The 26,487-nt window shown below is 68.2% G+C and carries 28 protein-coding genes; 6 read left to right on the forward strand and 22 right to left on the reverse strand.

The features are described from left to right. Positions 1-63: 63 nt before the first annotated feature. A complete protein-coding gene (locus tag VMT40_RS26215) occupies positions 64-759 on the reverse strand; it encodes an HAD family hydrolase (protein WP_326361444.1) in 696 nt (231 codons plus the stop codon). An 88-nt stretch (positions 760-847) separates the two neighbouring features. On the opposite strand from VMT40_RS26215, the gene VMT40_RS26220 reads away from it, so the two are divergent. Then, positions 848-1,645, forward strand: a complete 798-nt coding sequence (locus tag VMT40_RS26220) for an ABC transporter ATP-binding protein (RefSeq protein ID WP_326361445.1) — start codon at positions 848-850, stop codon at positions 1,643-1,645. A 138-nt stretch (positions 1,646-1,783) separates the two neighbouring features. Here VMT40_RS26220 and VMT40_RS26225 read toward each other — a convergent pair whose 3' ends face one another. Continuing rightward, positions 1,784-2,371 carry a TetR/AcrR family transcriptional regulator gene (locus VMT40_RS26225; RefSeq protein WP_326361446.1) on the reverse strand — a complete coding sequence of 196 codons (588 nt, stop codon included), beginning with the start codon at positions 2,369-2,371 and terminating at the stop codon, positions 1,784-1,786. A gap of 78 nt (positions 2,372-2,449) precedes the next feature. Between VMT40_RS26225 and VMT40_RS26230 the strand changes: the two genes are divergently transcribed. From VMT40_RS26230 to VMT40_RS26240, 3 genes are read left to right on the forward strand one after another with little or no spacing between them, the layout of a single operon-like run. Then, on the forward strand, positions 2,450-3,295 hold the full coding sequence (locus tag VMT40_RS26230) for an SDR family oxidoreductase (protein ID WP_326361447.1): 846 nt from the start codon (positions 2,450-2,452) through the stop codon (positions 3,293-3,295). A gap of 55 nt (positions 3,296-3,350) precedes the next feature. Next, a complete protein-coding gene (locus tag VMT40_RS26235) occupies positions 3,351-3,776 on the forward strand; it encodes a hypothetical protein (RefSeq protein ID WP_326361448.1) in 426 nt (141 codons plus the stop codon). A 10-nt stretch (positions 3,777-3,786) separates the two neighbouring features. After that, positions 3,787-4,224, forward strand: a complete 438-nt coding sequence (locus tag VMT40_RS26240; RefSeq protein WP_326361449.1) for a MarR family winged helix-turn-helix transcriptional regulator — start codon at positions 3,787-3,789, stop codon at positions 4,222-4,224. Between the two features lie 67 nt (positions 4,225-4,291). Here VMT40_RS26240 and VMT40_RS26245 read toward each other — a convergent pair whose 3' ends face one another. From VMT40_RS26245 to pyrR, 16 genes are all read right to left on the reverse strand, one after another. After that, the gene (locus VMT40_RS26245; protein ID WP_326361450.1) at positions 4,292-6,502 is read right to left on the reverse strand and encodes a primosomal protein N'; all 2,211 of its coding nucleotides are present in this window, start codon (positions 6,500-6,502) and stop codon (positions 4,292-4,294) included. Positions 6,503-6,583: 81 nt separating this feature from the next. Further along, entirely contained in the window at positions 6,584-7,798 is a 1,215-nt protein-coding gene (gene metK / locus VMT40_RS26250) for a methionine adenosyltransferase (RefSeq protein ID WP_326361451.1), read from the reverse strand. Between the two features lie 198 nt (positions 7,799-7,996). After that, positions 7,997-9,217, reverse strand: coding sequence for a bifunctional phosphopantothenoylcysteine decarboxylase/phosphopantothenate--cysteine ligase CoaBC (gene coaBC / locus VMT40_RS26255; RefSeq protein ID WP_326361452.1), 1,221 nt, complete (start codon positions 9,215-9,217; stop codon positions 7,997-7,999). A gap of 7 nt (positions 9,218-9,224) precedes the next feature. After that, on the reverse strand, positions 9,225-9,503 hold the full coding sequence (gene rpoZ, locus VMT40_RS26260) for a DNA-directed RNA polymerase subunit omega (protein ID WP_033086942.1): 279 nt from the start codon (positions 9,501-9,503) through the stop codon (positions 9,225-9,227). 73 nt (positions 9,504-9,576) lie between these two features. Further along, positions 9,577-10,161: a guanylate kinase gene (gene gmk / locus VMT40_RS26265; protein WP_326307842.1), complete on the reverse strand. Its 585-nt coding sequence runs from the start codon at positions 10,159-10,161 to the stop codon at positions 9,577-9,579. A gap of 7 nt (positions 10,162-10,168) precedes the next feature. Beyond that, on the reverse strand, positions 10,169-10,492 hold the full coding sequence (mihF, locus tag VMT40_RS26270; RefSeq protein ID WP_033086940.1) for an integration host factor, actinobacterial type: 324 nt from the start codon (positions 10,490-10,492) through the stop codon (positions 10,169-10,171). A 589-nt stretch (positions 10,493-11,081) separates the two neighbouring features. Beyond that, positions 11,082-11,510: a VOC family protein gene (locus tag VMT40_RS26275; RefSeq protein ID WP_326361453.1), complete on the reverse strand. Its 429-nt coding sequence runs from the start codon at positions 11,508-11,510 to the stop codon at positions 11,082-11,084. A gap of 83 nt (positions 11,511-11,593) precedes the next feature. Then, complete coding sequence (locus VMT40_RS26280; RefSeq protein WP_326361454.1) at positions 11,594-12,223, reverse strand: LysE family translocator; 630 nt, start codon at positions 12,221-12,223, stop codon at positions 11,594-11,596. Positions 12,224-12,275: 52 nt separating this feature from the next. Beyond that, entirely contained in the window at positions 12,276-13,130 is an 855-nt protein-coding gene (locus VMT40_RS26285) for a patatin-like phospholipase family protein (RefSeq protein WP_326361455.1), read from the reverse strand. 101 nt (positions 13,131-13,231) lie between these two features. Continuing rightward, positions 13,232-14,056: an orotidine-5'-phosphate decarboxylase gene (gene pyrF, locus VMT40_RS26290; RefSeq protein WP_326361456.1), complete on the reverse strand. Its 825-nt coding sequence runs from the start codon at positions 14,054-14,056 to the stop codon at positions 13,232-13,234. Beyond that, positions 14,053-17,358 carry a carbamoyl-phosphate synthase large subunit gene (carB, locus tag VMT40_RS26295; RefSeq protein WP_326361457.1) on the reverse strand — a complete coding sequence of 1,102 codons (3,306 nt, stop codon included), beginning with the start codon at positions 17,356-17,358 and terminating at the stop codon, positions 14,053-14,055. The genes pyrF and carB overlap by 4 nt, the downstream gene beginning before the upstream one ends. After that, positions 17,358-18,476, reverse strand: coding sequence for a glutamine-hydrolyzing carbamoyl-phosphate synthase small subunit (carA, locus tag VMT40_RS26300; RefSeq protein ID WP_326361458.1), 1,119 nt, complete (start codon positions 18,474-18,476; stop codon positions 17,358-17,360). Before carA ends, carB begins: the two co-directional genes overlap by 1 nt. Next, on the reverse strand, positions 18,473-18,970 hold the full coding sequence (locus tag VMT40_RS26305) for a PH-like domain-containing protein (protein ID WP_326307849.1): 498 nt from the start codon (positions 18,968-18,970) through the stop codon (positions 18,473-18,475). Before VMT40_RS26305 ends, carA begins: the two co-directional genes overlap by 4 nt. 28 nt (positions 18,971-18,998) lie before the next feature. Further along, on the reverse strand, positions 18,999-20,291 hold the full coding sequence (locus tag VMT40_RS26310) for a dihydroorotase (protein WP_326361459.1): 1,293 nt from the start codon (positions 20,289-20,291) through the stop codon (positions 18,999-19,001). Then, positions 20,288-21,253 (reverse strand): aspartate carbamoyltransferase catalytic subunit, encoded by a 966-nt coding sequence (locus VMT40_RS26315; protein WP_326361460.1) that lies wholly within the window; start codon positions 21,251-21,253, stop codon positions 20,288-20,290. Before VMT40_RS26315 ends, VMT40_RS26310 begins: the two co-directional genes overlap by 4 nt. Then, a complete protein-coding gene (gene pyrR, locus VMT40_RS26320; RefSeq protein WP_326361461.1) occupies positions 21,250-21,879 on the reverse strand; it encodes a bifunctional pyr operon transcriptional regulator/uracil phosphoribosyltransferase PyrR in 630 nt (209 codons plus the stop codon). The genes VMT40_RS26315 and pyrR overlap by 4 nt, the downstream gene beginning before the upstream one ends. A 228-nt stretch (positions 21,880-22,107) precedes the next feature. On the opposite strand from pyrR, the gene VMT40_RS26325 reads away from it, so the two are divergent. Together VMT40_RS26325 and VMT40_RS26330 are read left to right on the forward strand one after the other, a co-directional pair. Then, positions 22,108-22,581, forward strand: a complete 474-nt coding sequence (locus VMT40_RS26325) for an SRPBCC family protein (protein ID WP_326361462.1) — start codon at positions 22,108-22,110, stop codon at positions 22,579-22,581. Positions 22,582-22,626: 45 nt separating this feature from the next. Continuing rightward, complete coding sequence (locus tag VMT40_RS26330; RefSeq protein ID WP_326361463.1) at positions 22,627-23,193, forward strand: DUF2165 domain-containing protein; 567 nt, start codon at positions 22,627-22,629, stop codon at positions 23,191-23,193. Here the strand turns inward: VMT40_RS26330 and VMT40_RS26335 are convergent. The 4 genes from VMT40_RS26335 to VMT40_RS26350 are packed head-to-tail and all read right to left on the reverse strand — an operon-like array spanning position 23,149 to position 26,405. Continuing rightward, the gene (locus VMT40_RS26335; protein ID WP_326361464.1) at positions 23,149-23,970 is read right to left on the reverse strand and encodes an alpha/beta fold hydrolase; all 822 of its coding nucleotides are present in this window, start codon (positions 23,968-23,970) and stop codon (positions 23,149-23,151) included. The two genes, VMT40_RS26330 and VMT40_RS26335, sit on opposite strands and share 45 nt — an antisense overlap. Then, a complete protein-coding gene (locus VMT40_RS26340; RefSeq protein WP_326361465.1) occupies positions 23,967-24,383 on the reverse strand; it encodes a nuclear transport factor 2 family protein in 417 nt (138 codons plus the stop codon). The genes VMT40_RS26335 and VMT40_RS26340 overlap by 4 nt, the downstream gene beginning before the upstream one ends. A 47-nt stretch (positions 24,384-24,430) precedes the next feature. Next, positions 24,431-25,150: a hypothetical protein gene (locus tag VMT40_RS26345; protein WP_326361466.1), complete on the reverse strand. Its 720-nt coding sequence runs from the start codon at positions 25,148-25,150 to the stop codon at positions 24,431-24,433. 46 nt (positions 25,151-25,196) lie between these two features. Continuing rightward, positions 25,197-26,405, reverse strand: a complete 1,209-nt coding sequence (locus VMT40_RS26350) for an ROK family transcriptional regulator (RefSeq protein ID WP_326361467.1) — start codon at positions 26,403-26,405, stop codon at positions 25,197-25,199. Positions 26,406-26,487 lie beyond the last annotated feature (82 nt).

The raw sequence follows: 26,487 nt of genomic DNA on the forward strand, positions 1-26,487 counted from the left end.
ATATATCGGCAATGTATTTACGACAAGAGTGAGACGTGACACAAACCGTCTGGTTTGGACCTTTTAGGAGGTGGCGGTCAAGATGCCGTGCTCGATGAGCGCGTCGCGCAGACCGGACGGCCGATCCACCGTGGGCAGCGGATCTACCAGGGCGAATGCGCAGCCCAAGGCCGTCGCACCACCGTCCGCCTCGGCGCTGTCACCGACCATCAGGGTGTTTTCCGGGGTCGTGTCGAGCTTGTCGATGGCCGATTTGAAGATGCGCAGATCAGGCTTCATGGCACCGACTTCGAAGGAGAGTGCGAAGTTATCGATATATCGATGCCAGCCGCGCGAGACGAAGGCCGGGCGGATGTCGAAGGCGATATTGCTGACCATGCCCACCCGAATGCCGCGTTCGCTCAGTTCGCGCAGCACCTGTCCCGCGTCCGGGTAGGGCGTCCACGCGGCCGGGTTGAGCAGCTGCGCGTACAGCTGCTCGGCCGAAACATCCGGCACCCCGGACTTCTCGAGCACCTGCATGTACGCGGTGCGATGCAGGGCCGGGTCGAGATCCCGGTTGTCCCAGGCGTATTGACCCTCGGCATCGAATTCGACGAACTGGCCGACCGGCGCGGTCATGCGGCGCATGATCTCGGCGATCTCGTGGGTGTCGAGCGGACGGCCTTGCGCGTCGGTCAGATTCGCGGAGTGGAAGGCCGATTCCTCCAAACGGAAGACAGTGCCGGAGAAGTCGAACAGGACCGCTTCGATCGCCATACCGCCACCCTACACAGGCAGCGCGCGGCTACCGGTCCAGCAAGCCCTCACTCCTCAACTTGTCTGAGGAATTTGCTACCGTGGGCGCATGAGTGACTCGGTGCTGAACGTGTCGAACGTGACGGTCGTGCGAAGCGGAAACGCCATCCTGCAAGACGTTTCGCTCACCGTCCACGCCGGTGAGCACTGGGCCCTGCTCGGCCCCAATGGCGCGGGCAAGACCACGCTGCTGAAGATGCTGGGCGCGTTCGAGCATCCGACGACGGGCACCGTCGAGGTGCTCGGCCATCGTCTGGGCCGCGTCGACATGCGGGCGCTGCGCGCGGGCATCGGCCACGTCGACCCGCGGCACCGGCCCAACGGCCCCCTCACGGTCCGCGAGATCGTCCTCACCGGCGCGACCAATACCGCCGCCCTGGTCCCCCGCTGGCAGCCGACGCCGGATCAGCTCGCCGAGGCCGACCGCCTCATCGACCTACTCGGCCTTTCCCATCGCCGCGACGCCGACTGGGAAATCCTCTCCCAGGGCCAACGCGGCCGCACCCTGATCGCCCGCGCGCTCATGCCCAACCCCCGCCTGCTCCTGCTGGACGAACCGGCGACCGGCCTGGATCTCGCTGGCCGCGAACAACTCCTGGAGCGCGTCGACCTCCTCCAGCGCACCCACCCCGACCTGGCCTCGGTCCTGGTCACCCACCACCTGGAGGACCTCCCACCCGGCACGACCCACGCCATGCTCCTGCGCGACGGCCGCGCCCTCGCCGCAGGCCCCGTCGACGAGGTCATCACCACCCCGAACATCAGCCACTGCTTCGACCACCCCGTCCGCATCCTCCGCGACGAGCGCCGCTGGTCCGTCCGCCCCGCCCAACCCCAGCTCACCTGACGACGAGCATGCAATCCAGCAGGAAACACGCCGAGAAATCCTGCCGATTTGCATGCTCGTGCGAATCAGAGCCGACTCATCGCGATTCGGCCAGGGCGATCGGGGCGGGATCGACCCGCCGATCCGACCTGCCGCGGATTACGTCGCGGGGACGAGGGAGTCGATCCAGCGTTCGAGGCGGGCACCCTCGGCTTCCATGAGGGCCGGGTCGCGGAAGGTGTTGGTGAGGACGGAGATTCCCTGGTAGGCAGCCAGGAGGGCGACGGCCAGTTCGCGGGAGTCGTTGCGCCCCAGGGCAGCGAACTGCGTGTCGATCCAATCCAGTAGGCCGCGCATGACTTCGGCCAGTTCGCGGTCGAGGCCGTCGGCGCGCTTGTCCAGTTCCGTCGCGAGTGAGCCGGAGGGGCAGCCGAATTGAGCGGCCTGCTCGCGCTGGTCGACCCAGCCGCGGACGAGGGCCTTCAAACGTTCGGCGGGAGCGTCGAATTGCTCGAGGGCGGCGATGATCTCCTGCGCGGTGCGCGCGTGCGCGCCGATCGCGGCCTGGACCAGTTGATCCTTGGTCTTGAAGTAGTAGTACACATTGCCCACCGGCACCTCGGCGGCCCGCGCGATATCGGCGATGGTCGTCTTCTCCACACCCTGCTCGTGGAACACCTTGGCCGCCGCGTCGGCCAGCCGCTCCCGCTTGCCCGGAGCCGCGGCCCGAGCCACTGAGTTAGTCATACGACTCACTATAGACAACGCCCGGTCACACCCTCTATGGTCCTATTTAGTCAGCCAACTAACTCAGGAGTGAGACAGATGATCGTGGTGACCGGAGCGACCGGAAACGTCGGCAGTGCGCTGGTGCGGCAGCTCGCCCAGGCGGGCGAGAAGGTGGTCGCGGTGTCGCGCGGCGAGAAGCCGGTGGATCTACCCGAAGGAGTCGAGCACCGCCGGGCGGATATTGGGGATCTGGCGGAGCTGGGCGAGGCGGTGGCGGGCGCTCGGGCGCTGTTCCTGCTCATTACCGGGCCGCAGCTGGTCTCGGGTCCCGCGCCCGCCGAGGTAGTGGAAACCGTTGCGGCGGCTGGGGTTCGGCGGGTGGTGTTCGTGTCGTCGCAGGGTGCGGTCACGCGGCCCGACAGCGGAGGTTACGCGCGCACCCTCGAATTCGAGAAGGCCTTGGCCGCTTCGGATCTGGAGTGGACGGTGTTGCGGCCGGGTGGGTTCTTCACCAATACGTTCGCCTGGATCGAGCCGGTCCGCGCCGAGCGAATGATTCCCGCTCCGTTCGGGGATGTCGGTCTGCCGCAGGTGGATCCGGTCGATATCGCTGCCATGGCCGCGGCGGCACTCATCCAGGATGGCCACGACGGGCAGACCTATACGGTCACCGGCCCGGAATCGGTGACGCCGCGCCAGCAGGCCGCCGCCCTGCAGGCAGCCATCGGCGAACCGATCCGGTTCGTGGAGCTCACCCGCGAGCAAGCGCGAGTGAACATGCTGCGCTTCATGCCGGAATCCGTCGCGGACCACACCCTGGACATTCTGGGCGCTCCGACAGATGAGGAGCAGCGGGTCAGCGGCGATGTCGAGCGCGTGCTCGGACGCCCGGCGACCAGCTACGCCGAGTGGGCGGCTCGGGTCGCACCCGCATTCCGCTGAACCTCCGGCGAATGGGCCATTGAACATTTAGTACGCATACGCCTATCGTCTACGTATGCATACCGTTACGTTCTCCGAAGGCACGCTCCTCCTGCCCTGGAAGCCCGGGCCCACCCCAAACCCCGAGGGCCCGGTCTTCGTCAGCGTCACCGACTTCCTGGCTCAGTCGCAGGAGGATTGGCTCGAGATCTACCGCGCGGGAGACGAATTGGCGACGGCGTGGCCGATCATGCAGGGCGCGGTCGGCCTGTGGCTGTGGGGCAAACCGGGCGAGCTGCGCGGCGGGTCGGTCTCGGTGTGGGAGTCGGAGCGGGATATGCGTCGCTTCGTCCGGTGGCCCAAGCACACCGAGATCGTGCGGGCGTGGCGCGGCCGCGTCGGCATCGGCGTCGCGTCCTGGCAGGCCGAAACCTTCGATGCCGACGCGATTCTGACCCGCGCGGGCGACACGATCGACAGGCCGCACGGGCACGCCGCCTAATCTTGTCCGCATGACAGACCGTCCGGACCTGGCAGCGATGATCGTCCCCCTGGGCCGCGCCCTCATGGCGGCCGAGCAACCGGTGCTGGCCGCCCACGGCCTCACCATGTGGGCCTACGTCGTGCTGCTGCGTCTGGACGAGACGACCACGCGCGGGCAGGGCGTGCTCGCCCAGGAGATCGGGGCCGACAAGACCCGCATCATCGCGGTGCTGGACGACCTGCAGGAGCGCGGCCTGATCGAACGCCGCCCCGACCCGGCCGACCGCCGCGCCCGACTACTGGCCCTCACCCCCGAGGGCCGCGAGCTACGCGACGCGACACAGGCCAAAATCCAAGCCCAGGAAGACCGGCTGCTGTCCAAGCTCCCCGCCGCCGACCGCCGCGGCTTCCTCAACGCCCTCATCACCCTCAGCGCGCTCCCCCGCGACGAGATCCTCGGCGGCTGACCAAGATCAGGGAGCTGTCAGCGCGGGGAATCGGGCATATTTCCGCGCCGGGAGCTCCCTGATCTTGCTAGCCGATGTCGATGGGGTCAATTTGGACGCGCAGGGGGGCGTCGGAGCGGTGGGTGCTGCGGACGGCCTGGGCGGCGGTGAGGGCGCGGGACAGCGCGGCTCCCGAGGAGCGATCGGCACGCAGGATCATGCGTTCGACCTCGGCGGGGGAATCGCCGGAGGAGAAGGGCTTTCGCGCGCCGGGCGGTAGGGGGACCGGGCCGAGGATCTCCACATCGTCGGGAAGCTTTGCCTCGCCGAGCAATTCGGCGATCGACTCGGTGGTTCCGTCGATGGCCGCGAAGCGGACCGCGGGCGGGAAGCGCACCTCGGCGCGCTGCTCGAGTTCGAAACCGGCGTGCCACACCGGATCCCAGCGCACCAGGGCCTGCACGGTCGGCAGACCCGCATCGGCCATGACGATGACGCGGCCGTCGGGGCGCACCAGGGCGGCGGCGGACATCCAGCGGCGCAGGGCATCCTCGGCGGCCCGCAGGTCGGCGCGACCGAGCAGGGCCCAGCCGTCGAGGAGCATGGCGACCGCGTAACCGCCGGGGACGGGAGGTTCCGCGCCGATGGTCGAGACCACCACCTGCGGCCCCTCGGGCACCGAATTCAGGATCGACGAGCCGCCCGAACCCCGCACGGGCACACCGGGAAACGCGCGGCCCAACTCCTCGGCGGTGCGGGAGGCACCGATGACGACGGCCCGCAGGGCGCGGGAACCGCAAGCGCCGCACCGGAATGCGGCCTCGGTGATACCACACCACCGACAGGCCGGGCTCTGCGCCTCCGCGACACCATCACGCCCACTGCGCAAAGCGCCACGTGACGCGGGTGCGGAGTCCGGCAGCGCCAGCGGGCCATTGCAGTGGCGGCAGCGCGCCGGGGTCCGGCACTTGGCGCACGACAGCGCCGGAATGTATCCGCGCCGCGGCACCTGAACCAGTACCGGCCCACCGGCTTTCAGCGCCTTGCGCGCCTCGGTGAACGCCACCGCCGGAATACGAATGGCCTGCGCGATCGGATCCCGCTCCAACGCCGCATCGGTGTCACCGGGCGCGGTAATGCGAGGCATGGCCTGCCGCACCACACTCCGATCCGCGAGCAGATCATGCGCCCACCCGGACTCGACGATCGCCTGCACCTCCGCCGTCCGCGAGAACCCGCCCGCCACGAACGCCGCCCCGGTCTCGTGCGCCCGCAGCATGGCCACTTCCCGCGCATGCGGATACGGCGCCCGCGGCTCGGCGAACGTATCGTCCCCGTCATCCCAGATGGCGATCAGCCCAAGCTCTTTCACCGGCGCGAACACCGCACTGCGCGTCCCCACCACCACCCGAGCCGTCCCCCGCAACACCGACAACCACCGCCGATACCGCGCCGAAGGCCCCAACCCGGCCGCCAACCCCACCGCCGACTCCCCCACCAACGCAACACACTCCGCCAGCACCCGATCCAAGTCCCGCTGATCCGGCACCATGATCACCGCACTCCGCCCACCCCGCACGGTCACCGCCGCCAACTCCGCCAGCCGCCGCGCCCACTCCTCCCCCGGCAATGCCTGCCACCCCGCCCGCGGTCCCCGCCCCGCCGCCAGCGCGCCCAGAAACGAATGCCCATGCACATACCGCCCCCACGCCGGAAACTCCTCGGGAATCGGTTGCGCAGCAGCGGGTTCGGGCGCTTCATCTACGACGTCGGCCGAGACCGGCACGTCCTGTGCAGAGAGGCTTTCGACGACCGGATCGACTCGCGTGATCTCCTCGCCGACCTCCGCCGCGACCGCCTTGGCCTTCTTCGATGAGCGCTTGGGTTTTTCGGGCTGGTCCGTGCCCTCGGATTCGACCTTCGCATGGCGGGGTGGGATGGCGAGGCGGAGGACGTCGGCTCGAGTGCCCGCGTAGCGGGAGGCCACCGCGCCGACCAGCTTCAGGATTTCGGGGGTGAGGACTCGTTCGGGGGACACGACGCGTTCGAGGCGGACGAGTTTGCCGGTGTGGTCAGACTTTTCGAGGCGCTCGAGGAGGTAGCCGTCGACGAGGCGGCCGGAGAAGCGGACACGGACTCGGACGCCGGGCTGGGCGATCTCGTCCATCTCGGGTGGGACCAGGTAGTCGAAATCGCGGTCCAGGTGGGCGGGTTCGAGCAGGGGCAGGACCCGGGCTATGGGGTGGGTCATGGTGGTGGACGCGGGGCGGGGCGCGGCGACGTCGAGGAGATGGTCCATGCCAACGACGGCGGGAGCGTCGGGCTCGGAAGGGGATTCCGTGCCCGACGCTCCCGTCGAGTTCGCTTGGGTGCCGGTCAATTACAGCCCGGCGGCCGCGCGCAGCTTCTCCGCGCGGTCGGTGCGCTCCCAGGGCAGATCGACGTCCGTGCGGCCGAAGTGGCCGTAGGCGGCGGTCGGCGCGTAGATCGGGCGCAGCAGGTCCAGGTCGCGAATGATCGCGCCGGGACGCAGGTCGAAGACCTCACCGATGGCGTCGGAGATCTTGAGCGGATCGATCTGCTCGGTGCCGAAGGTCTCCACGAACAGGCCGACCGGGGCCGCCTTGCCGATGGCGTAGGCGACCTGCACCTCGACCCGCTCGGCCAGGCCCGCGGCGACGACGTTCTTGGCGACCCAGCGCATGGCGTAGGCGGCCGAGCGGTCGACCTTCGACGGATCCTTGCCGGAGAACGCGCCGCCACCGTGGCGGGCCATGCCGCCGTAGGTGTCGACAATGATCTTGCGGCCGGTCAGGCCCGCGTCACCCATCGGGCCACCGAGCACGAACTTGCCGGTCGGGTTGACCAGCAGTCGAACATTGGAGGTGTCCAACGGGTTCGGCAGCTTCAGCTCCGACAGCACCGAGTCGACGACCTTCTCCCGGATGTCGGGGGTGAGCAGGTTGTCGAGGTCGATATCGGCCGCGTGCTGGGTCGAGATGACCACGGTGTCCAGGCGCTTGGGGATCGAGCCGTCGTACTCGATGGTGACCTGGGTCTTGCCGTCCGGACGCAGGTACGGCAGCACGCCGGACTTGCGGACCTCGGTCAGTCGCCGAGACAGCTTGTGCGCCAGCGAGATCGGCAGCGGCATGAGCTCGGGGGTCTCGATGGTGGCGTAGCCGAACATCAGGCCCTGATCGCCCGCGCCCTGACGCGCGATCTCGTCGTCCTCACCGCCGACGCGGGCCTCGTGCGAGGTGTCCACGCCCTGGGCGATATCCGGCGACTGCGCGCCGATGGCGACGTTCACGCCGCAGGACGCGCCGTCGAAACCCTTTGCCGACGAGTCGTATCCGATCTCGAGGACCTTCTCGCGGACGATGGTCGGGATGTCGGCGTAGGCGGAGGTGGTGACCTCACCCGCGACGTGCACCTGACCGGTGGTCACCAGGGTCTCCACCGCGACCCGGCTGCGCGGATCGGCCGCGAGCAACGCGTCGAGGATGGAATCGCTGATGGCATCACAGATCTTGTCGGGGTGACCCTCGGTCACCGACTCACTGGTGAATAGGCGGCTGCCAGACGTGCGCACAGTTGTTCCCTCTCCCTCAACGGGTTTCTCGTATCGGGTGGCGACAGTAGCGTCTCCGCCGCATCGCACAACCCTTTGTCTCAGGTTATTCCAATATGTTCGTCACAGGGGCGGGCTGCCACCGTGGCGAACACATCGTGACTCAGACAGTTGCCATGCCTATCACGGCGACTGTCCGAACCCTGCGGTGCCGAGGCTTCAGCGGAGCAAGGGGCCGAGTGCGTCCAGCACCCGGCTAGCCAGTAGGGCCTTGGACCCGTGGTCCAGGGCGATCTCGGTGCCGTCGGCACCGAGCAACCAGCCGTCGTTGGTGTCGACCTCGAAGGCCTTCCCCTCCCCGACGGCATTCACGACCAGCAGATCGCAGCCTTTGCGAGCCAGCTTGGCCCGCGCGTGGGTGAGCACATCGGCGTGCTCGTCCCCGGTCTCGGCGGCGAATCCGACGATCGCGGTGCCGGGTAGGTGCCCGTCGCGACGGGACTGTACCAACCCGGCCAGGATATCCGGTGTCTTGGCGAGTGCGATCGAATCAGGTTCTCCCGCACCCTTTTTGATCTTAGCGGCCGCGACGTTCACCGGGCGGAAGTCCGCCACCGCCGCGGCCATGATGACCGCGTCCGCGCCCAGGGCGTGCTTGTCGACGGCCACCTTGAGCTGTTCGGCGGTGGTCACGTGCACGACCTCGACCGCGGCGGGCGGTTCGAGTCCGATGGTATTGCCCGCGATCAGCGTCACCTGCGCGCCACGCTGGGCGGCCAGGCGCGCGAGCGCGTAGCCCTGCTTGCCGGAACTCCGATTGCCAAGGAAGCGAACGGGATCCAGCGGTTCGCGGGTGCCGCCCGCGGAGACCACGATGCGCCGACCCTCGAGGTCGCGGGGCAGCGAGTCGGCGCGTTCGAGCAGCAGTCGGGCCAGTCCGAAGATCTCCTCCGGCTCGGGCAGGCGGCCCGGACCGGTGTCGGTACCGGTCAGTCGACCCGAGGCGGGTTCCATGACCACGGCACCGTGCGCGCGCAGCGTGGCGACATTCGCCCGGGTGGCCGGATGCTCCCACATCTCGGTGTGCATGGCCGGGGCGAACAGCACGGGGCAGCGCGCGGTCAACAGCGTCGCCGTCAGCAGATCGTCGGCGCGACCCTGCGCGGCGCGGGCCATCAGGTCCGCGGTGGCCGGGGCGATGACGACCAGATCGGCCTCCTGGCCGAGTCGCACATGCGGCACCTCCGGCACATCGGCGAACACACCGGTGTGCACGGGGTGGCCGGAAAGGGCCTCGAAGGTGGCCTTGCCGACGAAATTCAGCGCCGACTCGGTGGGAATGACACGAACCTCGTGCCCGGTTTCGGTGAACCGGCGCACGAGGTTGCAGCTCTTGTAGGCGGCGATACCGCCGCCGACGCCGACGACGATCTTGGTCACCGAGGAACTACTCGCCTTCGGAGTGCTCGAGCAGGTCGGCGTGGATCTCGCGCATGGCCACCGACAGCGGCTTCTCCTGCAGACCCGGCTCGACCAGCGGACCGACGTATTCGAGAATGCCGTCGCCGAGCTGGTTGTAGTAGTCGTTGATCTGCCGGGCACGCTTGGCCGCGTAGATGACCAGCGCGTACTTGGACGAAGTCCGCTCCAGCAGTTCGTCGATCGGCGGGTTGGTGAGGCCGACCGGAGTGTCGTAGGCGGGAACGGTCTTGATGTCCGTACTCACTAGGAAGGCTCCTGCGGGGTTGTTCGGAAGGATGGATTCCGACTCTCTTGCAAGACGAGTCGGCGTTCGGGACCTAAGACCCCGAATTTGTGCTAACGAACAACGATACCAACTGCTCGCAGGCGCTGGTCACGTGGTCGTTCACGATGACGATGTCGAACTCGTCACATGCAGCCAATTCGGTGCGAGCGGTCTGCAGGCGACGCTCGATCACCTCGGGCGATTCCGTCCCGCGAGCGGTCAGGCGGGACACCAGCTCGTCCCAGCTGGGCGGTGCCAGGAAGACCAGTTTGGCCTCCGGCATGGTCTTGCGGATGCTGCGCGCGCCCTCGAGGTCGACCTCGATCAGGACGTGATGTCCCGAGGCGAGCGCTTCCCGCACGGGTGCGGCCGGGGTGCCCGACCGCTGCAGTCCACCGTGGATGTCGGCCCACTCCAGCAGTTCGCCCGCCTCGATCATGGCGTCGAACTTGTCGCGGGTGACGAATCGGTAGTCCTGGCCGTCGACCTCCCCGGGCCGCGGAGCCCGGGTGGTGGCCGACACACTGAATACCAATTCGGGCAGTCGTTCGCGCACGCAGCGCACGACGGTGGACTTGCCGACGGCCGAGGGGCCGACCAGGACTACCAGTCGACCCTTCCGAGTGTGTTCGACCACCCTCGGATTATTCGGCGCTGAAGTCGAACCGGGCCAGCAGCGCCTTACGCTGCCGGTCGCCCAGTCCGCGCAGGCGGCGGGTGGGAGCGATCTCGAGCTCGCTCATGATCTCGGCCGCCTTGACCTTGCCAACCTTCGGCAGAGCCTCGAGCAGAGCCGAAACCTTCATCTTGCCGAGGACTTCGTCCTTCTCGGCGTCCGCAAGGACCGTCTTCAGATCGGTGCCACCACGCTTCAAGCGCTCCTTGAGCTCCGCCCGAGCGCGGCGAGCGGCAGCCGCCTTCTCCAAAGCAGCGGCGCGCTGCTCGTCAGTCAGCTGGGGAAGGGCCACGGTTCCTCCGTCTCATCGTTCATTGCTTGATCTACCTCCGGTAACCCGGTGGTCTCAGCGACCGTACCCACGACGCTTGCCGATTGCGAACCCACCCCCCAGGTCAGCGCGTGATTCGGGGCCCGACCGGGCCGGATGGGCGGCCGTGTGGGCCGTGCGCTAGCGGCCGCGGGAACGCTTTCGGCGGGGTCGCGAATATCGTTGCAGCCAGGGCTTTTTCGGAAACTTGACAGGGTCCCCGAGGGGCCGGACTGGCCCCGCAGCAAACCGTGACCGAGCTGTAATCTCGCGACCTGGATTTTTCTTGGATTTCTCGGCGTGTCGTTCGAATCCGTACCGCGTGTCGCGCATCACTCGGGGTGTTCGCGACGGTACTGAAACACACAAATCCGACATCGTTCCGGTGCAGGTGGGAAGGGTTGTGCGGGTCCGGATCACCGACAGGACGGCCTGTTTCGGGGCCTGAGAGGCACGCTGACGGGTGAAATGGGGGTCGGGTGACTCGATACGCCGACCCCCGTGACACGGCTGTGAGACGAGCGATCAGGACAAGCGTTCGATCCGTTCGCGCTAGGCGAACACGGGAGGGTCAGTCGTCGTACTGGCAGAACTCGATGAGGGTGCCTTCGGGAGCGCGCAAATGGGCCACGCGCATGCCCCACGCGGGTTGGTCGGCCGGTTCCGCGACGATGTGCGCGCCGCGGTCTCGAACGACCTCGATCGCCTTGTCGACATCGGCGACACGCAGCACCACGACCACGCCGTCCACGCCTTCACGCGGCCGGTGCTCGGCCCCGATGGCGGCGTCCTGGTAGGCGCGGGTAAACAGCGCCAGATCGCGGCCGTCCAGGCTGAAGCAGGCGTAGGGGCCGTCATCGGATTCCGGGATATCGCCCGGGGTTTCGTGCTTCAGCGGCAATCCGAGGACATCGCGATAGAAGCGATAACTGGGCGCGAAATCGTCCACGAGGACGCGGGTTTGGCCGTAGGAGACGAGGCCGAGGGCGGCATCGGACATGAGAAATCCCACCTTTCTACCGAGCGGTCGCGTTCAGCGTAGTGCTCGGCGAAAGGCGGGCGATCAGGCCCTCGGGACCGGAATCAGTTGCTCTCCATGGCGATTCGGAGCCCCAGCCCGACCATGAAGGTGCCCATCGCGGCGTCGAGAATCCGGCGGACGCGACGACGGGTGAACCACTGCCGCAACGCACCCACACCGAACGCCAGCGTCACTAACCACACGAGGTTGGCGACCGTGCACACCGCGGCCAGTTCGAGGGTGCCCAGCGCGGACGGATGCGCGGGCAGGAACTGCGGCACCAGGGCGATGAAGAACACCGCGCACTTGGGATTCAGCAGATTGGTGAGCAGCCCCTGCCGAAACGACACCAGCGCACTGCGCCGATTCGCCGCCGCGTCCGGATCGGGCCGATAGTCTCCCCGCCGCGCGGCCAGCAAGGCCCGAATCCCGATGAACGCCAGATAGATCGCGCCGACCAGCTTCACCACCGTGTAGGCCTGCGCCGAGGCCGCCAGCAACCCGGCCACCCCGATCGCGGTCACCAGCGCCCAAACGAACACCCCGGCCGCGATCCCACCCGCACTGGCGATCCCCGCGTGTCGACCGGACACTACCGAATTCCGCAGCACGATCAGGAAGTCCGGTCCGGGTGACATGGAGCCGAGCACGATCACCCCGGCCAATGTGAGAATTTCGGTGAGCGACAGCACGCCGCCACCCTACGCGGACACACCGGTCCTTCGTCAGACCCCGATTCTCGGTTCAGGCGGCGGGCCAGATCTCCTTGATCGCCGGGGCGGCCTCGGTGCCTTGGCGGTGGCCCGCCTCGTAGGCGGGTTCGAGGGCGGAGGCGGCGAACAGGTCGAGGCCGAAGGCGGCCATGGCGCCCGCGTCCGGGACGATGAAAGTCGTTGCCGCGCCGCCCAGGTCGCGGTCGGTGGGGCTGTGCGGGAACAGGTGGGCCAGCGGTTCGATGATCAGCATGCGTTCCGCGCCCGCGGCCAGGTCGGCGTTGATGGGTGAGCGCATGCCGCCGTCGATGTAGAAGGTGCCGTCGATGGGGATGGGCGGGAAGACGCCGGGGACGGCGGTACTGGCGGCGAGGGCTTCGGGGAGGGTGGCCTTGCCATCGGGGGTCCAGACCTGAAGTTCGCCGGTGGTGACGCTGCAGGCGGTGATCCGGAGATCGCGGCGGGGCCAGTCGGCGTGACCGATGAAGCCGCCGATGCGGGCGATGTGGTCGGCCGGGTCGGCACCGGCGGTCATTTCGAGCGCGCGGGCTCCGGCACGTCGACGGGCCTCGTTCGGGTCCAGGCCCGGGGTGGCCAGAATGCCCATGATCTCGCCGAAGGCATTGGGGTCGAAGGTGATCGGCGGGGCCTCCGGATTGTCCACGGAGGGGCGGCGCAACAGCAGGTTCAGATCGACCTCGGCGGCGAGGGCCGCGCCCACCACCGCGCCCGCGGACGTGCCGACAATGCGTTCGGCCAGCGCGAGATCCACCCCGGCGGCGCGCAGGCCGATGACCACACCGGCCATCCAACTCAGGCCGACCGCACCACCCCCGCCGAGCACGAGCGCATGACGAATTCCCTTGGGCGGCACCGCGGCAGACATGTCGCCACTGTATCGCCGAGAAACGGCAAGCGGAGAGGTTTCCTCCGAAAAGCTCGCGGCACCGGAACCTGTCCGATGCCGCGAGTCTGTCTCCGAGTGAATCAGGCCTGCAGGAAGGCGAATTCGGCGGCCAGTTCGGCCACTTTCTCCTTCAAGGCGGGGACCGACGGGCCGGCCTTGAGGACCTCGCGGGAGACGTTCGGCAGGACCGCGCCGAGGTCGCTCGCGGGGACCAGGTTGCGAATGGAGTCCGCTCCCCCGCCCTGCGCGCCGACGCCGGGCATGAGGATCGGGCCGTTGAGCTTGCTCAGGTCCGGGGCCTTGTCCAGGGTCGCGCCGATGACCACGCCGACGGAACCGAATTCGGCTCCGGCATTGGCGGCGGCCGCGTCGTCGACCATGCGCTGGGCGATGGTGCGGCCGTCGGGGCCGGTGATGTTCTGCAGCTCCACCGCCTCCGGGTTGGAGGTGGCGGCCAGCACGAACACGCCGCGGTCGTTGGCCTTGGCGAGGTCCAGGGCCGGTGTGAGCGAACCGAATCCGAGGTACGGGGAGATGGTGACCGCGTCGGTGCCGAGCGGGCCATCGCCGAGCCAGGCGTGCGCGTACGCGTCCATGGTGGAGCCGATATCGCCGCGCTTGGCGTCGGCCAGCACCAGGGTGCCCGCCGCCCGCAGCGCGGCAATGGTCTCCTCCAGCACCAGGATTCCGGCCGAACCGTAGGTCTCGAAGAACGCGACCTGCGGTTTGACCAGTGCCACCCGGCCCGCGAAGGCGCGCACGCAGGTGTCGGCGAATTTCGCCACCCCGGACGCGTCCTCGCTCAGGCCCCAGGCCCGCAGCAGCGGCGGATGCGGGTCGATGCCGACGCACAGCGGGCCGTGCTCGCGCATCGACTCCCGCAGCCGCACACCGAAACTCGTCATCCGCGCAGCACCGCGTGGAGTTCCTGCAGGGACCGCACGCCGATGCCGCCGCGAATGGTGGCCTCGATGCCCTGCACGGCCGCGGCCGCGCCCTGCACGGTGGTGATGCACGGGATGTTCGCGCCCACCGCCGCGGTGCGGATCTCGTAGCCGTCCACGCGCGGACCGTTGTTGCCGTACGGGGTGTTGAACACGATGTCGACGTCGCCGTCCTTGATCATGTCCACGATGCTGGCCGTGTGCGGCGAGTCCTCGGAGTGCTTGCGCACCCGATCGCACGGAATGCCGTTGCGGCGCAGCATTTCCGCGGTGCCCTCGGTGGCGAGGATGCGGAAGCCCAGGTCGTGCAGGCGCTTGACCGGGAACACCATGGCGCGCTTGTCGCGGTTGGCGATGGACACGAAGGCGGTGCCCTCGGTCGGCAGCGAACCGTAGGCGGCGGACTGCGATTTGGCGAAGGCGGTGCCGAAGTCGGCGTCGATGCCCATGACCTCGCCGGTGGACTTCATCTCCGGGGAGAGCAGCGAGTCGATGCCGCTGCCGTCGGGGCGGCGGAAGCGGTGGAAGGGCAGCACGGCTTCCTTGACCGCGACCGGGGCGTCGATCGGCGCGTAGCCGCCGTCGCCGTCGGCCGGGAGCAGGCCCTCCTTGCGGAGCTCGGCGATGGTGGCGCCCAACGCGATTCGCGCCGCGGCCTTGGCCAGCGGCACCGCGGTGGCCTTGGACACGAACGGCACGGTGCGGCTGGCGCGCGGATTGGCCTCGAGGACGTAGAGCACATCGTCCTTGAGCGCGTACTGCACGTTCAGCAGACCCTTGACGCCAATGCCCTTGGCGAGCGCGGCCGTCGAGCGGCGCACGGCCTCGATATCGCTGCGGCCCAAGGTGATCGGCGGCAGAGCGCACGCGGAGTCACCGGAGTGGATACCGGCCTCCTCGATGTGCTCCATGACGCCGCCCAGGTAGACCTCCTCGCCGTCGCACAGGGCGTCGACGTCGATCTCGATGGCGTCCTCCAGGAACCGGTCGACCAGCACCGGGTGATCCGGGGTGATCTCGGTGGCGCGGGAGATGTAGTCCTCCAGGGACTTCTCGTCGTAGACGATCTCCATGCCGCGCCCGCCCAACACGTAGGACGGGCGCACCAGCACCGGGTACCCGATCTCGGCGGCGATCTTCTTCGCCTGCGGGAAGGTGGTGGCGGTGCCGTACTTGGGGGCCGGAAGTCCAGCCGCCACAAGGACATCGCCGAACTCGCCGCGGTCCTCGGCCAGATCGATGGCGGCCGCGGAGGTGCCGACCACGGGCACGCCCGCGTCGGTCAGGCGCTGCGCCAGGCCCAGCGGGGTCTGGCCGCCGAGCTGGCAGATGACGCCCGCGACGGTGCCGGACTCGGTTTCGGCGTGGTACACCTCGAGCACGTCCTCGAAGGTGAGCGGCTCGAAGTAGAGGCGGTCGGCGGTGTCGTAGTCGGTCGACACGGTCTCGGGGTTGCAGTTGACCATGATGGTCTCGTAGCCCGCTTCCGAAAGCGTCTGCGCCGCATGCACACACGAGTAGTCGAACTCGATGCCCTGCCCGATGCGGTTCGGGCCCGAGCCCAGGATGATGACCTTCTCGCGCTCGAGCTGCGGTGCCACTTCGGATTCCGCGGCGGGATCGAGCTCGTAGGCCGAGTAGTGGTACGGGGTCTTGGCCTCGAATTCGGCGGCGCAGGTGTCGACGGTCTTGTACACCGGGCGGATGCCGAGCCGGTGGCGCAGCTCGCGAACGCCGCCCTCACCCGCGAGTTCCGGTCGCAGCGCGGCGATCTGGCGGTCGGACAGGCCGTAGTGCTTGGCGGTGCGCAGCAGCGGCTCGTCCAGCACCGGGGCGGCCATGATGTCGGCGCGCAGGTCGACCAGCGCGGCGATCTCGGCCACGAACCACGGGTCGATGCCCGAGGCCTTGGCGGTGTCCTCGATGCTCGCGCCCAGGCGCAGCGCGCGCTCCACCTGGTAGATGCGGCCCTCGGTGGGGACCTTCAGGTCGTCGAGGATGGCCTGCACGTCGGTCCACTGCCCGTCGGGCTGGGTCCAGAAGCCGGTGGCCTTGGTCTCGAGCGAGCGCAGCACCTTGCCCAGCGCCTCGGAGAAGTTGCGGCCCAACGACATTGCCTCGCCGACCGACTTCATGGTGGTGGTCAGCGTCGGGTCGGCGCCGGGGAACTTCTCGAACGCGAAGCGGGGAGCCTTCACGACCACGTAGTCGAGCGTGGGCTCGAAGCAGGCCGGGGTCTCCTTGGTGATGTCGTTGACGATCTCGTCGAGGGTGTAGCCGATGGCCAGCTTGGCGGCGATCTTGGCGATCGGGAAACCCGTTGCCTTGGAAGCCAGGGCGGACGAGCGCGAGACGCGCGGGTTCATCTCGATGACGATGAGGCGGCCGTCGGCGGGGTTGACCGCGAACTGGATATTGCAGCCGCCGGTGTCGACGCCGACCTCGCGCAGGATGGCGATGCCCAGATCGCGCATCTTCTGGTATTCGCGGTCGGTGAGGGTCATGGCCGGGGCGACGGTGACCGAGTCACCGGTGTGCACGCCCATCGGGTCCACGTTCTCGATCGAGCAGACGATGACCACATTGTCATTGCGGTCGCGCATGAGCTCGAGCTCGAATTCCTTCCAGCCCAGGATGGATTCCTCGATGAGCACGTTCGCGGTCGGCGAGGCGGCCAGGCCGCCACCGGCGATGCGGTCGAGGTCCTCGTGGTTGTAGGCCATGCCCGAGCCCAGGCCGCCCATGGTGAACGACGGGCGCACGACGACCGGGAAGCCCAGTTCCGCAACGGTTTCGCGGACCTCGTCCATGGTGTAGCAGACCTTGGAGCGGGCGGACTCGCCGCCGACCTTGGCGACGATGTCCTTGAACTTCTGGCGGTCCTCACCGCGCTGGATGGCCTCGAAGTCCGCGCCGATCAGCTCGACGTCGTACTTCTCCAGGATGCCGTTCTCGTGCAGGGCGACAGCGCAATTGAGCGCGGTCTGGCCGCCCAGGGTGGCGAGGATGGCGTCGGGGCGCTCCTTGGCGATGACCTTCTCGACGAACTCCCAGGTGATCGGTTCGACATAGGTCGAGTCCGCGTACTCGGGGTCGGTCATGATGGTCGCCGGGTTGGAGTTCACCAGCGACACGCGCAGGCCCTCGGACTTGAGGACGCGACAGGCCTGGGTTCCCGAGTAGTCGAACTCGCAGGCCTGGCCGATGACGATCGGGCCCGAGCCGATCACCAGGATGTGGTTGAGGTCGGTACGGCGTGGCATCAGGCACCTTCCATCAGCATGGCGAAACGATCGAAGAGGTAGGCGGCGTCGTGGGGACCGGCCGCGGCCTCGGGGTGGTACTGCACGGAGAAGGCGCGGCCGCTCACCAGCTGCACGCCCTCGACGACTCCGTCGTTGGCGCAGACGTGGCTGACCTCGGCCTTGCCGAAGGGGGTGTCGAAGACCTCGCCGCGCTCGCCCTCGAGGGCGAAGCCGTGGTTCTGCGCGGTGATCGAGATCCGACCCGAATGGTGTTCGACGACCGGCACATTGATGCCGCGGTGGCCGAACTTCATCTTGTAGGTCTTGCGGCCGAAGGCCCGGCCCAGGATCTGGTTGCCGAAGCAGATGCCGAACAGCGGGATATCCTCGCCCAGCACCTGCTGGGTGAGGGCCACCATGGCGTCCTGGGTGGCCGGGTCGCCGGGACCATTGGAGAGGAACACACCGTTGGGGTTCAGTTCCTTGATCTGGTCGAAGGTCACGTTGGACGGGACCACGTGCACCCGCATGCCGCGCTGGGCGAACATGCGCGGTGTGTTGGACTTGATGCCCAGGTCGACCGCGACGACGGTGAAGCGCGCCTCGCCCTCGGGCTCGATGGTGTACATCTCCTTGGTGGAGACCTCGGCGGCGAGATCCGCGCCCAGCATGGACTGCTGGCCGTTGACCCGCTCCAGCATGGCCTCGTAGTCGGTGAGCGCGTCACCGGAGAAGATTCCCGCCTTCATGGAACCGCGAGTGCGCAAGTGCCGCACCAGGGCTCGGGTGTCGATGCCCGCGATGCCGACGACGTTCTGGTTCTCCAGCTCGTCCTGCAGGGTGCGGTTGGCGCGCCAGTTGGAGGCGCGGCGCGCGGGGTCGCGCACGGCGTATCCGGCGACCCAGATCTTGCCGGACTCGTCGTCCTCGTCGTTCCAGCCCGTGTTGCCGATCTGGGGCGCGGTGGCCACCACGATCTGGCGGTCGTAGCTGGGGTCGGTCAGGGTCTCCTGGTAGCCGGTCATGGCGGTGCAGAACACCGCCTCGCCCAGGGTCTCGCCGACAGCGCCGAAGGTCGTCCCGCGGAACACGCGGCCGTCCTCGAGCACCATCACCGCAGTATTACTGCTGCTCATGCCTCGTCTCCCGTCTTCGTAGCGCCGGTCCATGCCGGGTAGACCGCCTTGTCGTCGCCGCGGAAACCGGTATCCACCTCGGTTCCGGTCGGCAATGTCCAGCGAATCACCAGCACACCGTCTTCCGTCATCACTTTGCCCGCGTGCCCGCGCTCGGCGCGCACCGCGGTAATGGATTCCTGGGGAATCCAGATCGTCGCCGCGCCATCCCGTTCCAGGAGGATGCCGCGCTCGAATCGCGTGAGTTCCGCCGTGGCGCGGAATCCCAGGTCGCCCACCGTGATTCGTTGAATCCAGCTGGGGGCGAGGGTGCTGCCGAGGTAGAGCCCCGTGGTGGGCTCCAGCAGCTGCGCGCCGCAGTCGGCGGGCACCGGTGGCAGTTCACCGATCGCGGACGCCTGCTTCTTGGCCCTGCCGGTCCAGGCCCAGTACATGAGCCCCAGGCACAGCACGAACAGCACCAGCAATCCCAGTACTTGAAGCGTGCGTTCCATTACGTCCTCCTCGGTTCCCCACCCGCCGCTAACCGGCGACGATCTTGCCGTCCCGGGCGGTGAGCTTGCCGCGCAGGAAGGTGGCGGTCACCTTCGCGGGCAGGGTCATCGCCTGGTAGGGCGTGTTGCGGGCGATGGAGGCCAAGTCCTTGGCCTCGACCGTCCATTCGGCGGCCGGGTCGATCAGCACCACATTGGCGGGTTCGCCGACCTGCAGCGGTCGGCCCTGATCGTCCAGGCCCACGATCTTGGCCGGGTTCTCGCTCATGACCTGGGCGACGCCGCGCCAGTCGAGCAGTCCCGGCTTGACCATGGTCTCCACGATGATCGACAGCGCGGTCTCCAGCCCGAGCATGCCGGGACGGGCGGCGGCGAATTCGCAGCACTTGTCCTGGTCGGCGTGCGGGGCGTGGTCGGTGGCCACGCAGTCGATGACGCCCTCGGCGAGGGCTTGGCGCAGCGCGGCCACATCGGAGGCCTCGCGCAGGGGCGGGTTCACCCGGTTGACCGCGTCGTAGGTCTCGAGCCGCGAGTCATCGAGGAGCAGGTGGTGCGGGGTGACCTCGGCGGTGATCGAAATGCCCTGGGCCTTGGCCCATTTCAGCAGTTCGACGGTACCGGCGGTGGAGGCGTGGCAGATGTGCACGCGCGCACCGGCATCGCGGGCCAGCAGCGCGTCGCGGGCCACGATGGACTCCTCGGCGGCGCGCGGCCATCCGGCCAGGCCCAGGCGGGCGGCGGTCGGACCCTCGTGCGCGACAGCGCCCTTGGTCAGGCGCGGCTCCTCGGCGTGCTGGGCGATGAGCACGCCCAGCGAGTTCGCGTACTCCAGCGCGCGGCGCATGATCAGCGGGTCGTAGACGCACATGCCGTCGTCGGAGAACATGCGCACCTGGCCGAGACCGGTTGCCATGGTGCCCATTTCGGCGAGCTGCTTGCCCTCGAGGCCCACGGTGACCGCGCCGACCGGGTAGACGTCGACCAGGCCGACCTCCTGGCCGCGCTTCCACACGTGGTCGGTGATGACCGCGTTGTCGGCGACCGGGCTGGTGTTGGCCATGGCGAACACGGCGGTGTAGCCACCCAGAGCCGCTGCGGCGGAACCGGTTTCGATGGTCTCGGTGTCTTCGCGGCCCGGCTCGCGCAGGTGCGTGTGCAGGTCGATGAAGCCCGGCAGCAGGAATTGGCCGGTACCATCCACGATGTCGGCGTCGTCGGCCTTCAGGCCCGCGCCGATCTCGCGGATCTCGCCGTCGGCGAGCAGCACGTCGACCGCGTCACCTTCGCCGTACAGACGGACATTCTTGATCAGGACGCTCATGCCACCACCTCGTCGGTTCCGACCAGCAGGCGGAACAGCACCGCCATTCTCATATGGATACCGTTGTTGACCTGTTGCAGGACAGCCGCTTTCGGGGAGTCGGCCACGGTGAAGCCGATTTCCATGCCGCGCAGCATCGGTCCGGGATGCAGCACGACCGCGTTGTCGTCGAGCATCTCGAGCCGACGCTCGTTGAGGCCGTAGCGGATCGAGTACTCGCGCGCCGACGGGAAGAAGCCGCCGTTCATGCGCTCGGCCTGCACGCGCAGCATCATGACCGCGTCCGCGCCCGGCAGCTCGGCGTCCAGGGAATCGGAGATCCGCACCGGCCAGGATTCGACGCCGACCGGCAGCAGGGTGCGCGGCGCGACCAGCACCACCTCGGCGCCGAGGGTGCTGAGCAGGAAGGCATTCGAGCGCGCGACCCGGCTGTGCAGGATGTCGCCGACCAGCACGACGCGCTTGCCGTCGATGTCGCCGAGGCGCTGGCGCAGGGTCAGCGCGTCGAGCAGCGCCTGGGTGGGGTGCTCGTGCATGCCGTCACCGGCATTGATGATCGCGGGTCCGGGACCGGCGTAACCGCTTGCGGCCTCGTCCATTTCGGCGAACCAGCGCGCGATCTGATGCGCCGCGCCGGAGGCCGGGTGGCGCACGATGAGCGCGTCCGCGCCCGCCGCGTGCAGGGTCAGCGCGGTGTCGCGCAGCGATTCGCCCTTGGAGACAGAGGAACTCGACGCGCTCACATTGATCACGTCGGCGCTCATCCACTTGCCCGCCACCTCGAAGGAGACCCGGGTGCGGGTGGAGTTCTCGAAGAACACCGTCATGACCGTGCGTCCGCGCAGCGTCGGCAGCTTCTTGACCTCGCGGCCCAGCAGCGCCTGCTCGAAGCGCTCGGCCTCGTCCAGCAAACCGGTGGCAGCGGCCCGGTCGAGGTCGGTGACCGACAGCAGATGCTTCACTTGTCACCCTCCTGACGCAGGTACACACCGTCGCGGCCGTCGTGCTCGCGCAGCAGCACCGAGATGTCCTCGGTGCGCGCGGTGGGAACGTTCTTGCCGACATAGTCGGCGCGGATGGGAAGTTCGCGATGGCCGCGATCGATGAGAACGGCGAGCTGCACCGCGCGCGGGCGGCCCAGATCGCGCAGCCCGTCCAGCGCGGAGCGGACGGTGCGGCCGGAGAACAGGACATCGTCGACCAGCACGACGAGGGAGCCGTCGATCCCGCCCTCGGGCACCGAGGTCCGCTCGAGCGGACGGTGCGGCTTGGAGCGCAGGTCATCGCGGTAGAGGGTGATGTCCAGGGAGCCGATCGCGGGGCGCACGCCGGAGAACTCCTCGATCCGGCCCGCCAGGCGATGGGCGAGAGTGGTTCCGCGCGTGGGAATTCCGATCAAGACCACCCGGGCAGCATCCGGATCCCCGAGATCGGTCTTCTCGATGATCTGGTGCGCCATGCGCGCGATGGTCCGGCCGACATCCGAATCGGAAAGCAGCTCGCGTCCGGCCTGGACCCGCTCGGGGTCGTGCCGCTGCGAGAATTCGGCAGCGCTCGACTTGGCCGCCCGGTCTTCGGGCACAGCCATGCCGACCTCCTTCCCCGCCTCACGGGACGGTCCGTTAAAGGATGTCTTTCGCCGATGAACCCTACCAGCGCGCTCGCGCCGCTTTGACCCGGCACCCCCTCGGCAACCTCGGCTGTGGCCTGGTTCACGCCGCGGTACCGGAAAACCGGAGCGAACGGACATCGGACCGATTAGTTTCGGTGGCGGCGACCGTCGACGATCGTGAACCCTCACGAACAGGAGACCCCGATGACCGACACCATCGTGCTCGAGCGCACCTACCCGGCGACGGCCGAACACATTTGGGAGCTGTGGACGACTCCCGACGGCATTGCCAGCTGGTGGGCGCCGGACGGATTCGCGGTCCACGTCGACGAGATCGAGGTCAAGCCCGGCGGCGGGCTCGTCTACACCATGACCGCGACCGCACCCGAGCAGATCGAGTTCATGAAGTCCGCGGGCATGCCGGTGGCCACGACCTCACGCAAGACCTTCACCGAGGTCGAGCCGGTGCGGCGGCTGGGCTATGTGTCGCACATCGATTTCGTTCCCGGGCACGCGCCCTACGACCACCTCACCACCGTCGAGCTCACTCCCGTGGCGGAGGGTGTCCGGGTGGTCATGACGCTCGAGCCCATGCACGACGAGGAATGGACGCAGCGGATCGTGGCCGGACGATCCAATGAACTGGACAATCTGGGCAGGGTGGTCGCGGACGCCTAGCCGAACCGGCCCGGCCGTCGACGATCGTCGGGGATGATGAACCGCATGGGGATGCTGATGAGGTTCCTCGAGGTGGCCGGGAGCCGACGGGCGGCGGTGGCGGTGCTGGCGGCGATCACGGCGCTGTACTACCTGATCGTCGCGATCACGAATTGCACTGATCCACATACCAATCGACGCGGTGTGGCCGCGGTGTTCTCGATGGACAAGACGATCCACGACCCGAGCACGGACTGGCATGCCATCCACAACTCCACCGTCGTGCTGATCGCCTACATTCTCATCGTGATCTGGGAGTTCTCGATCGCCTTCGTCCTGGTGAGTGCGACTATCGCCTGGGTGCGGGCACTGCGGCCGGGCGCGAACGACAAACTGGCCGTGCGGCTGTCGAGTCTGGGCTGGACCATGGCCGTCGTGCTGTTCCTCGGCGGATTCCTGACCATCGGTGGCGAATGGTTCCGCATGTGGGCCAACAAGGACGTCAACGCCTCCTCGGCCGCACGGCAGAACTTCCTCGTCGCCGCGGTCGGCCTGATCCTCGTTCACCTCCGAGATCCCAGGCCGGGTTCAGCCCGCGTGGGTATCGAGCCAGGCGGAGACGAGGGACGTTAGCGCCACGGGTGCGTCGTATTGGATGAGGTGGCCCGCGTCGGGAACGGTCGTGAATCGCGCATTCGGCAGTAGGCCCGCCAGCCGCCGACCGGTATCGACCGGAATCCAGGCGTCGTTCTCGGCCCACACGACGTGGGTGGGCAGCCTCGCCTGGCCGAGCCGGGCCTCATTGTCGACCAGATACGACTCGTCGTACTGCGCGATCTGCCGGTAGAACGCCGACTGCCCGTCCGGACCGAGCCACGGTGCGACGAGTTCCTCGAGTCGCTCGGCCGCGAGCCGATGATGTGCCGCGCCAACGATATACGCGCGCACGACGGCCTCGTGGATATATCCGGGCAACTCCCCCAGCACATCCGGATGACTCTGCACGAACTTGAAGAACGGCGACCCGCTCGGCGGAATCGCCACCACATCCACCAGCATGAGCGATCCGAACGCACAACCATGCCGCAGCATCGCCCGCAGGGCCACCGCGCCCCCGAAGTCGTGCGCGATCACCTGCGGCCGATCCAGCCCCCAATGCCCCAGCAACGCCGCGAACGCCTCCCCCTGTGCCCCGAAATCCACCACGTGCTCAGCATGTTTCGACGATTCCCCATACCCCGGCATATCCCACAGGTACACGGCGTATTTCGACGCAAACGCCTCCGCGTATCGCGACCACACCCGCGAAGAGAACGGCGTCCCATGACAAAGCACCACCGCAGGCCCCACTCCGGCCCGCCCCCAAGCGATTTCCCGTCCGTTCCATTCGAACGTCTCGGTCAGCTTCATGCCCGGTCGAGAATTCCCGCGAGGCGTGCGGTATCGAGGTAATCCCGGAACAGTGTCACCTCACCGTTGCGAACCCGAACCACATTGATGGAGGCGGGCACTCGTTCCCGCTCCGCGTTCGGCAGCGTCCTGTCGACCTCGTTCTCGACGAAGAACAACTCCGGATCAACGGTCTCGTAGAGGCGGGGAAAGGTCTCGTGCACCTCCCCGACCGGGTCCTTCCACGCCGCCGCGAGAAATTCTCGAATCGCCTCCCTCCCCTGCACCCGAGGCGGCAGGTCCGGCAACCGGTAGGGAAACTCCACCACCCCATCCACGGCCATGAATTCGGCGAACGCATCGGCATCCCGAGCCGCCAGGCCCCGAAACAGCCGCTCGACCAGTTCCCGTGCGCCGGTGTCGACTTCGGACATGTCATCCCCCTGAATGCTTGCCACTCAGCGTGATTCGTCCTGTCATCCTACGCCCGGTTGCGTCCCGCGGGAACGAGGTGCGGGCGAGCGAAGATCGAGTTGTCGACGACGACGTCTACGAACCGCAGCGGCTGGACCTCCGCGAGATAGAGCTGTTCGGCCTTCAGGTAGCGATCCCGATGGATCGCCTCGTCGTTGTCCCGCGCGGTGCCGCGGCGAACCGAAACCTCGGGTGACACCTCCAGCCAGATCCGAAAGTCCCAGTGGTCGTCGATCTCCGGGCGGAAGGCGAAGACACCGTCGACGATCAGCACCGCATCATCCTCGGCGGAGGTGAGCGTCGAGGAGTGGTCGATCTGGGTCAGCGGGTCGATCGCACACAACGCGCAGTCACCGGAGCCGCCGGGGCCCAGAGGTTCGAGGAGCAGCTTTCGGATGAGCGGATAGTCGAAGGCATTGCGGTAGTAGCCCTCTCCGGATTCGCGATCGTAGAGGTGCCGGTCGCGCCACGGCTTCTTGAAGTCGTCGAGGCTCGCCCGCAGCACGGGCCGACCGGCCCGGGCGATCCGGTCGGCGAGTTCATGGCCGAAACTGGTCTTTCCCGAGGCGGTCAATCCGTCGATGCCCACCCGCGGGCGATCCACCGGCAACGCCAGAATGCGTTCGGCCAGTTGGTCGATCAGCGCCGAGCGTTCGGGCGAGGCAGGAACGGGAACGGGTTGCTGCCACGTCGATACCGAACGATGAATACGCCCCTGAGCCTTCATATCCCGAGCATATCCAGCGGCCGGGCTCGGGTGGCGGGTGTCCGGTTCACTGGGCGTTCGGGGTGCGGCGGTCGAAGACCTGGGGGCGGGCGGTGCGCAGGGCGGTGGCGAGGGCACCCAAAAGGACCGCGTCGTCGCCCAATTCGCTCGGGCGGACGGTTGGGCGCAGTGGGGTGGTGCGTTCGAGGGCGGTTCGGACCTGATCGAGCAGGAGGTCGGCGCTGCGGCCCAGGCCGCCGCCCACCACGATCACGTCGGGGTCGAGGACGGCGGTGACGGCGGCTACCACCAAGGCAATTCGTTCACCTTCCTGACGGACCACGTCGGTCGCGAGGGGATCCCCCGCGCGGGCGGCGTCGAAGACGCGTTTGGCGGTGAGGCGGCCGGTCATGCCGCGCTCGCGGGCCGCGCGAACCACCGCGTCGGCGGTGACGGCCTCCTCGAGTGCCCCTCGCCGTGAGGCACCGGCGGCGGGGTCGCCGAAGGCAGCGGGGAGGAAGCCGACCTCGCCCGCCGCACCGTGGGCTCCGGTGAAAAGCTCACCGCGGGAGACGATTCCGACACCCAGCCCGGTGCCGATGAGGACGTAAACGAACAGGCGGCTGCCGCGGCCGCCACCGTGGGCGTATTCGCCGAGGGCGGCGAGGTTGGCGTCATTGTGGACCGACAGGTCCGAGACGCCGAGGGCGTCGCGGAGTTCGTCCAGCAAACCAGCACGGCCCCAGCCGGGGAGGTTGACCGCGTAGTGCATGCGGCCGTCCTGGGGGTCGAAGACGCCGGGGCTGCCCAGGACGGTGTGGACCACGCGATCCACGGGAACCTCGGCGTCACCGAGGGTTTCGCGCACGGCCTCGGAGGCCAGCTGGGCCAGGGCGGTGGCGGTGCGGGCCCGGTTCGGGATGTCGGTGCGCGACAACACCGTTCCGGACATGTCCGCGACGGCCGTGCGCAGGAACGCGCGGCCGACATCGAGGCCGAGCACATAGCCCGCGGTCGGGTCGGGTTCGTAGACCACGGCGGTGCGGCCGCGCTCGGGGACCACGGTTCCCATTTCCCGCACCAGCCCGTGCTGTTGCAGCGCGGCAAGGGCGCTGGACACCGTCGGTTTGGACAGCCCGGTGTCGCGGGCCAGCTGGGCGCGGGAGCTGGGGCCCGCGGTGCGCAGCTGCTCGAGCAGCAGCCACTCGTTGTTGCTGCGCAAACGCTGCCGGTTCCAAGGGAGTTCGTCCATCGCACTCCGATCCTGATGCGTCATCGAGCCGACTGTAAACAATCGGCGTCACCCCTTGACTCAGATAGTAAAGGAATTTAACTTTACAAAACCCTTACGCCCTAGC

Origin of the sequence: Nocardia sp. CDC160 (genome assembly GCF_035818795.1) — a bacterium.
Taxonomy (GTDB): Bacteria; Actinomycetota; Actinomycetes; order Mycobacteriales; family Mycobacteriaceae; genus Nocardia.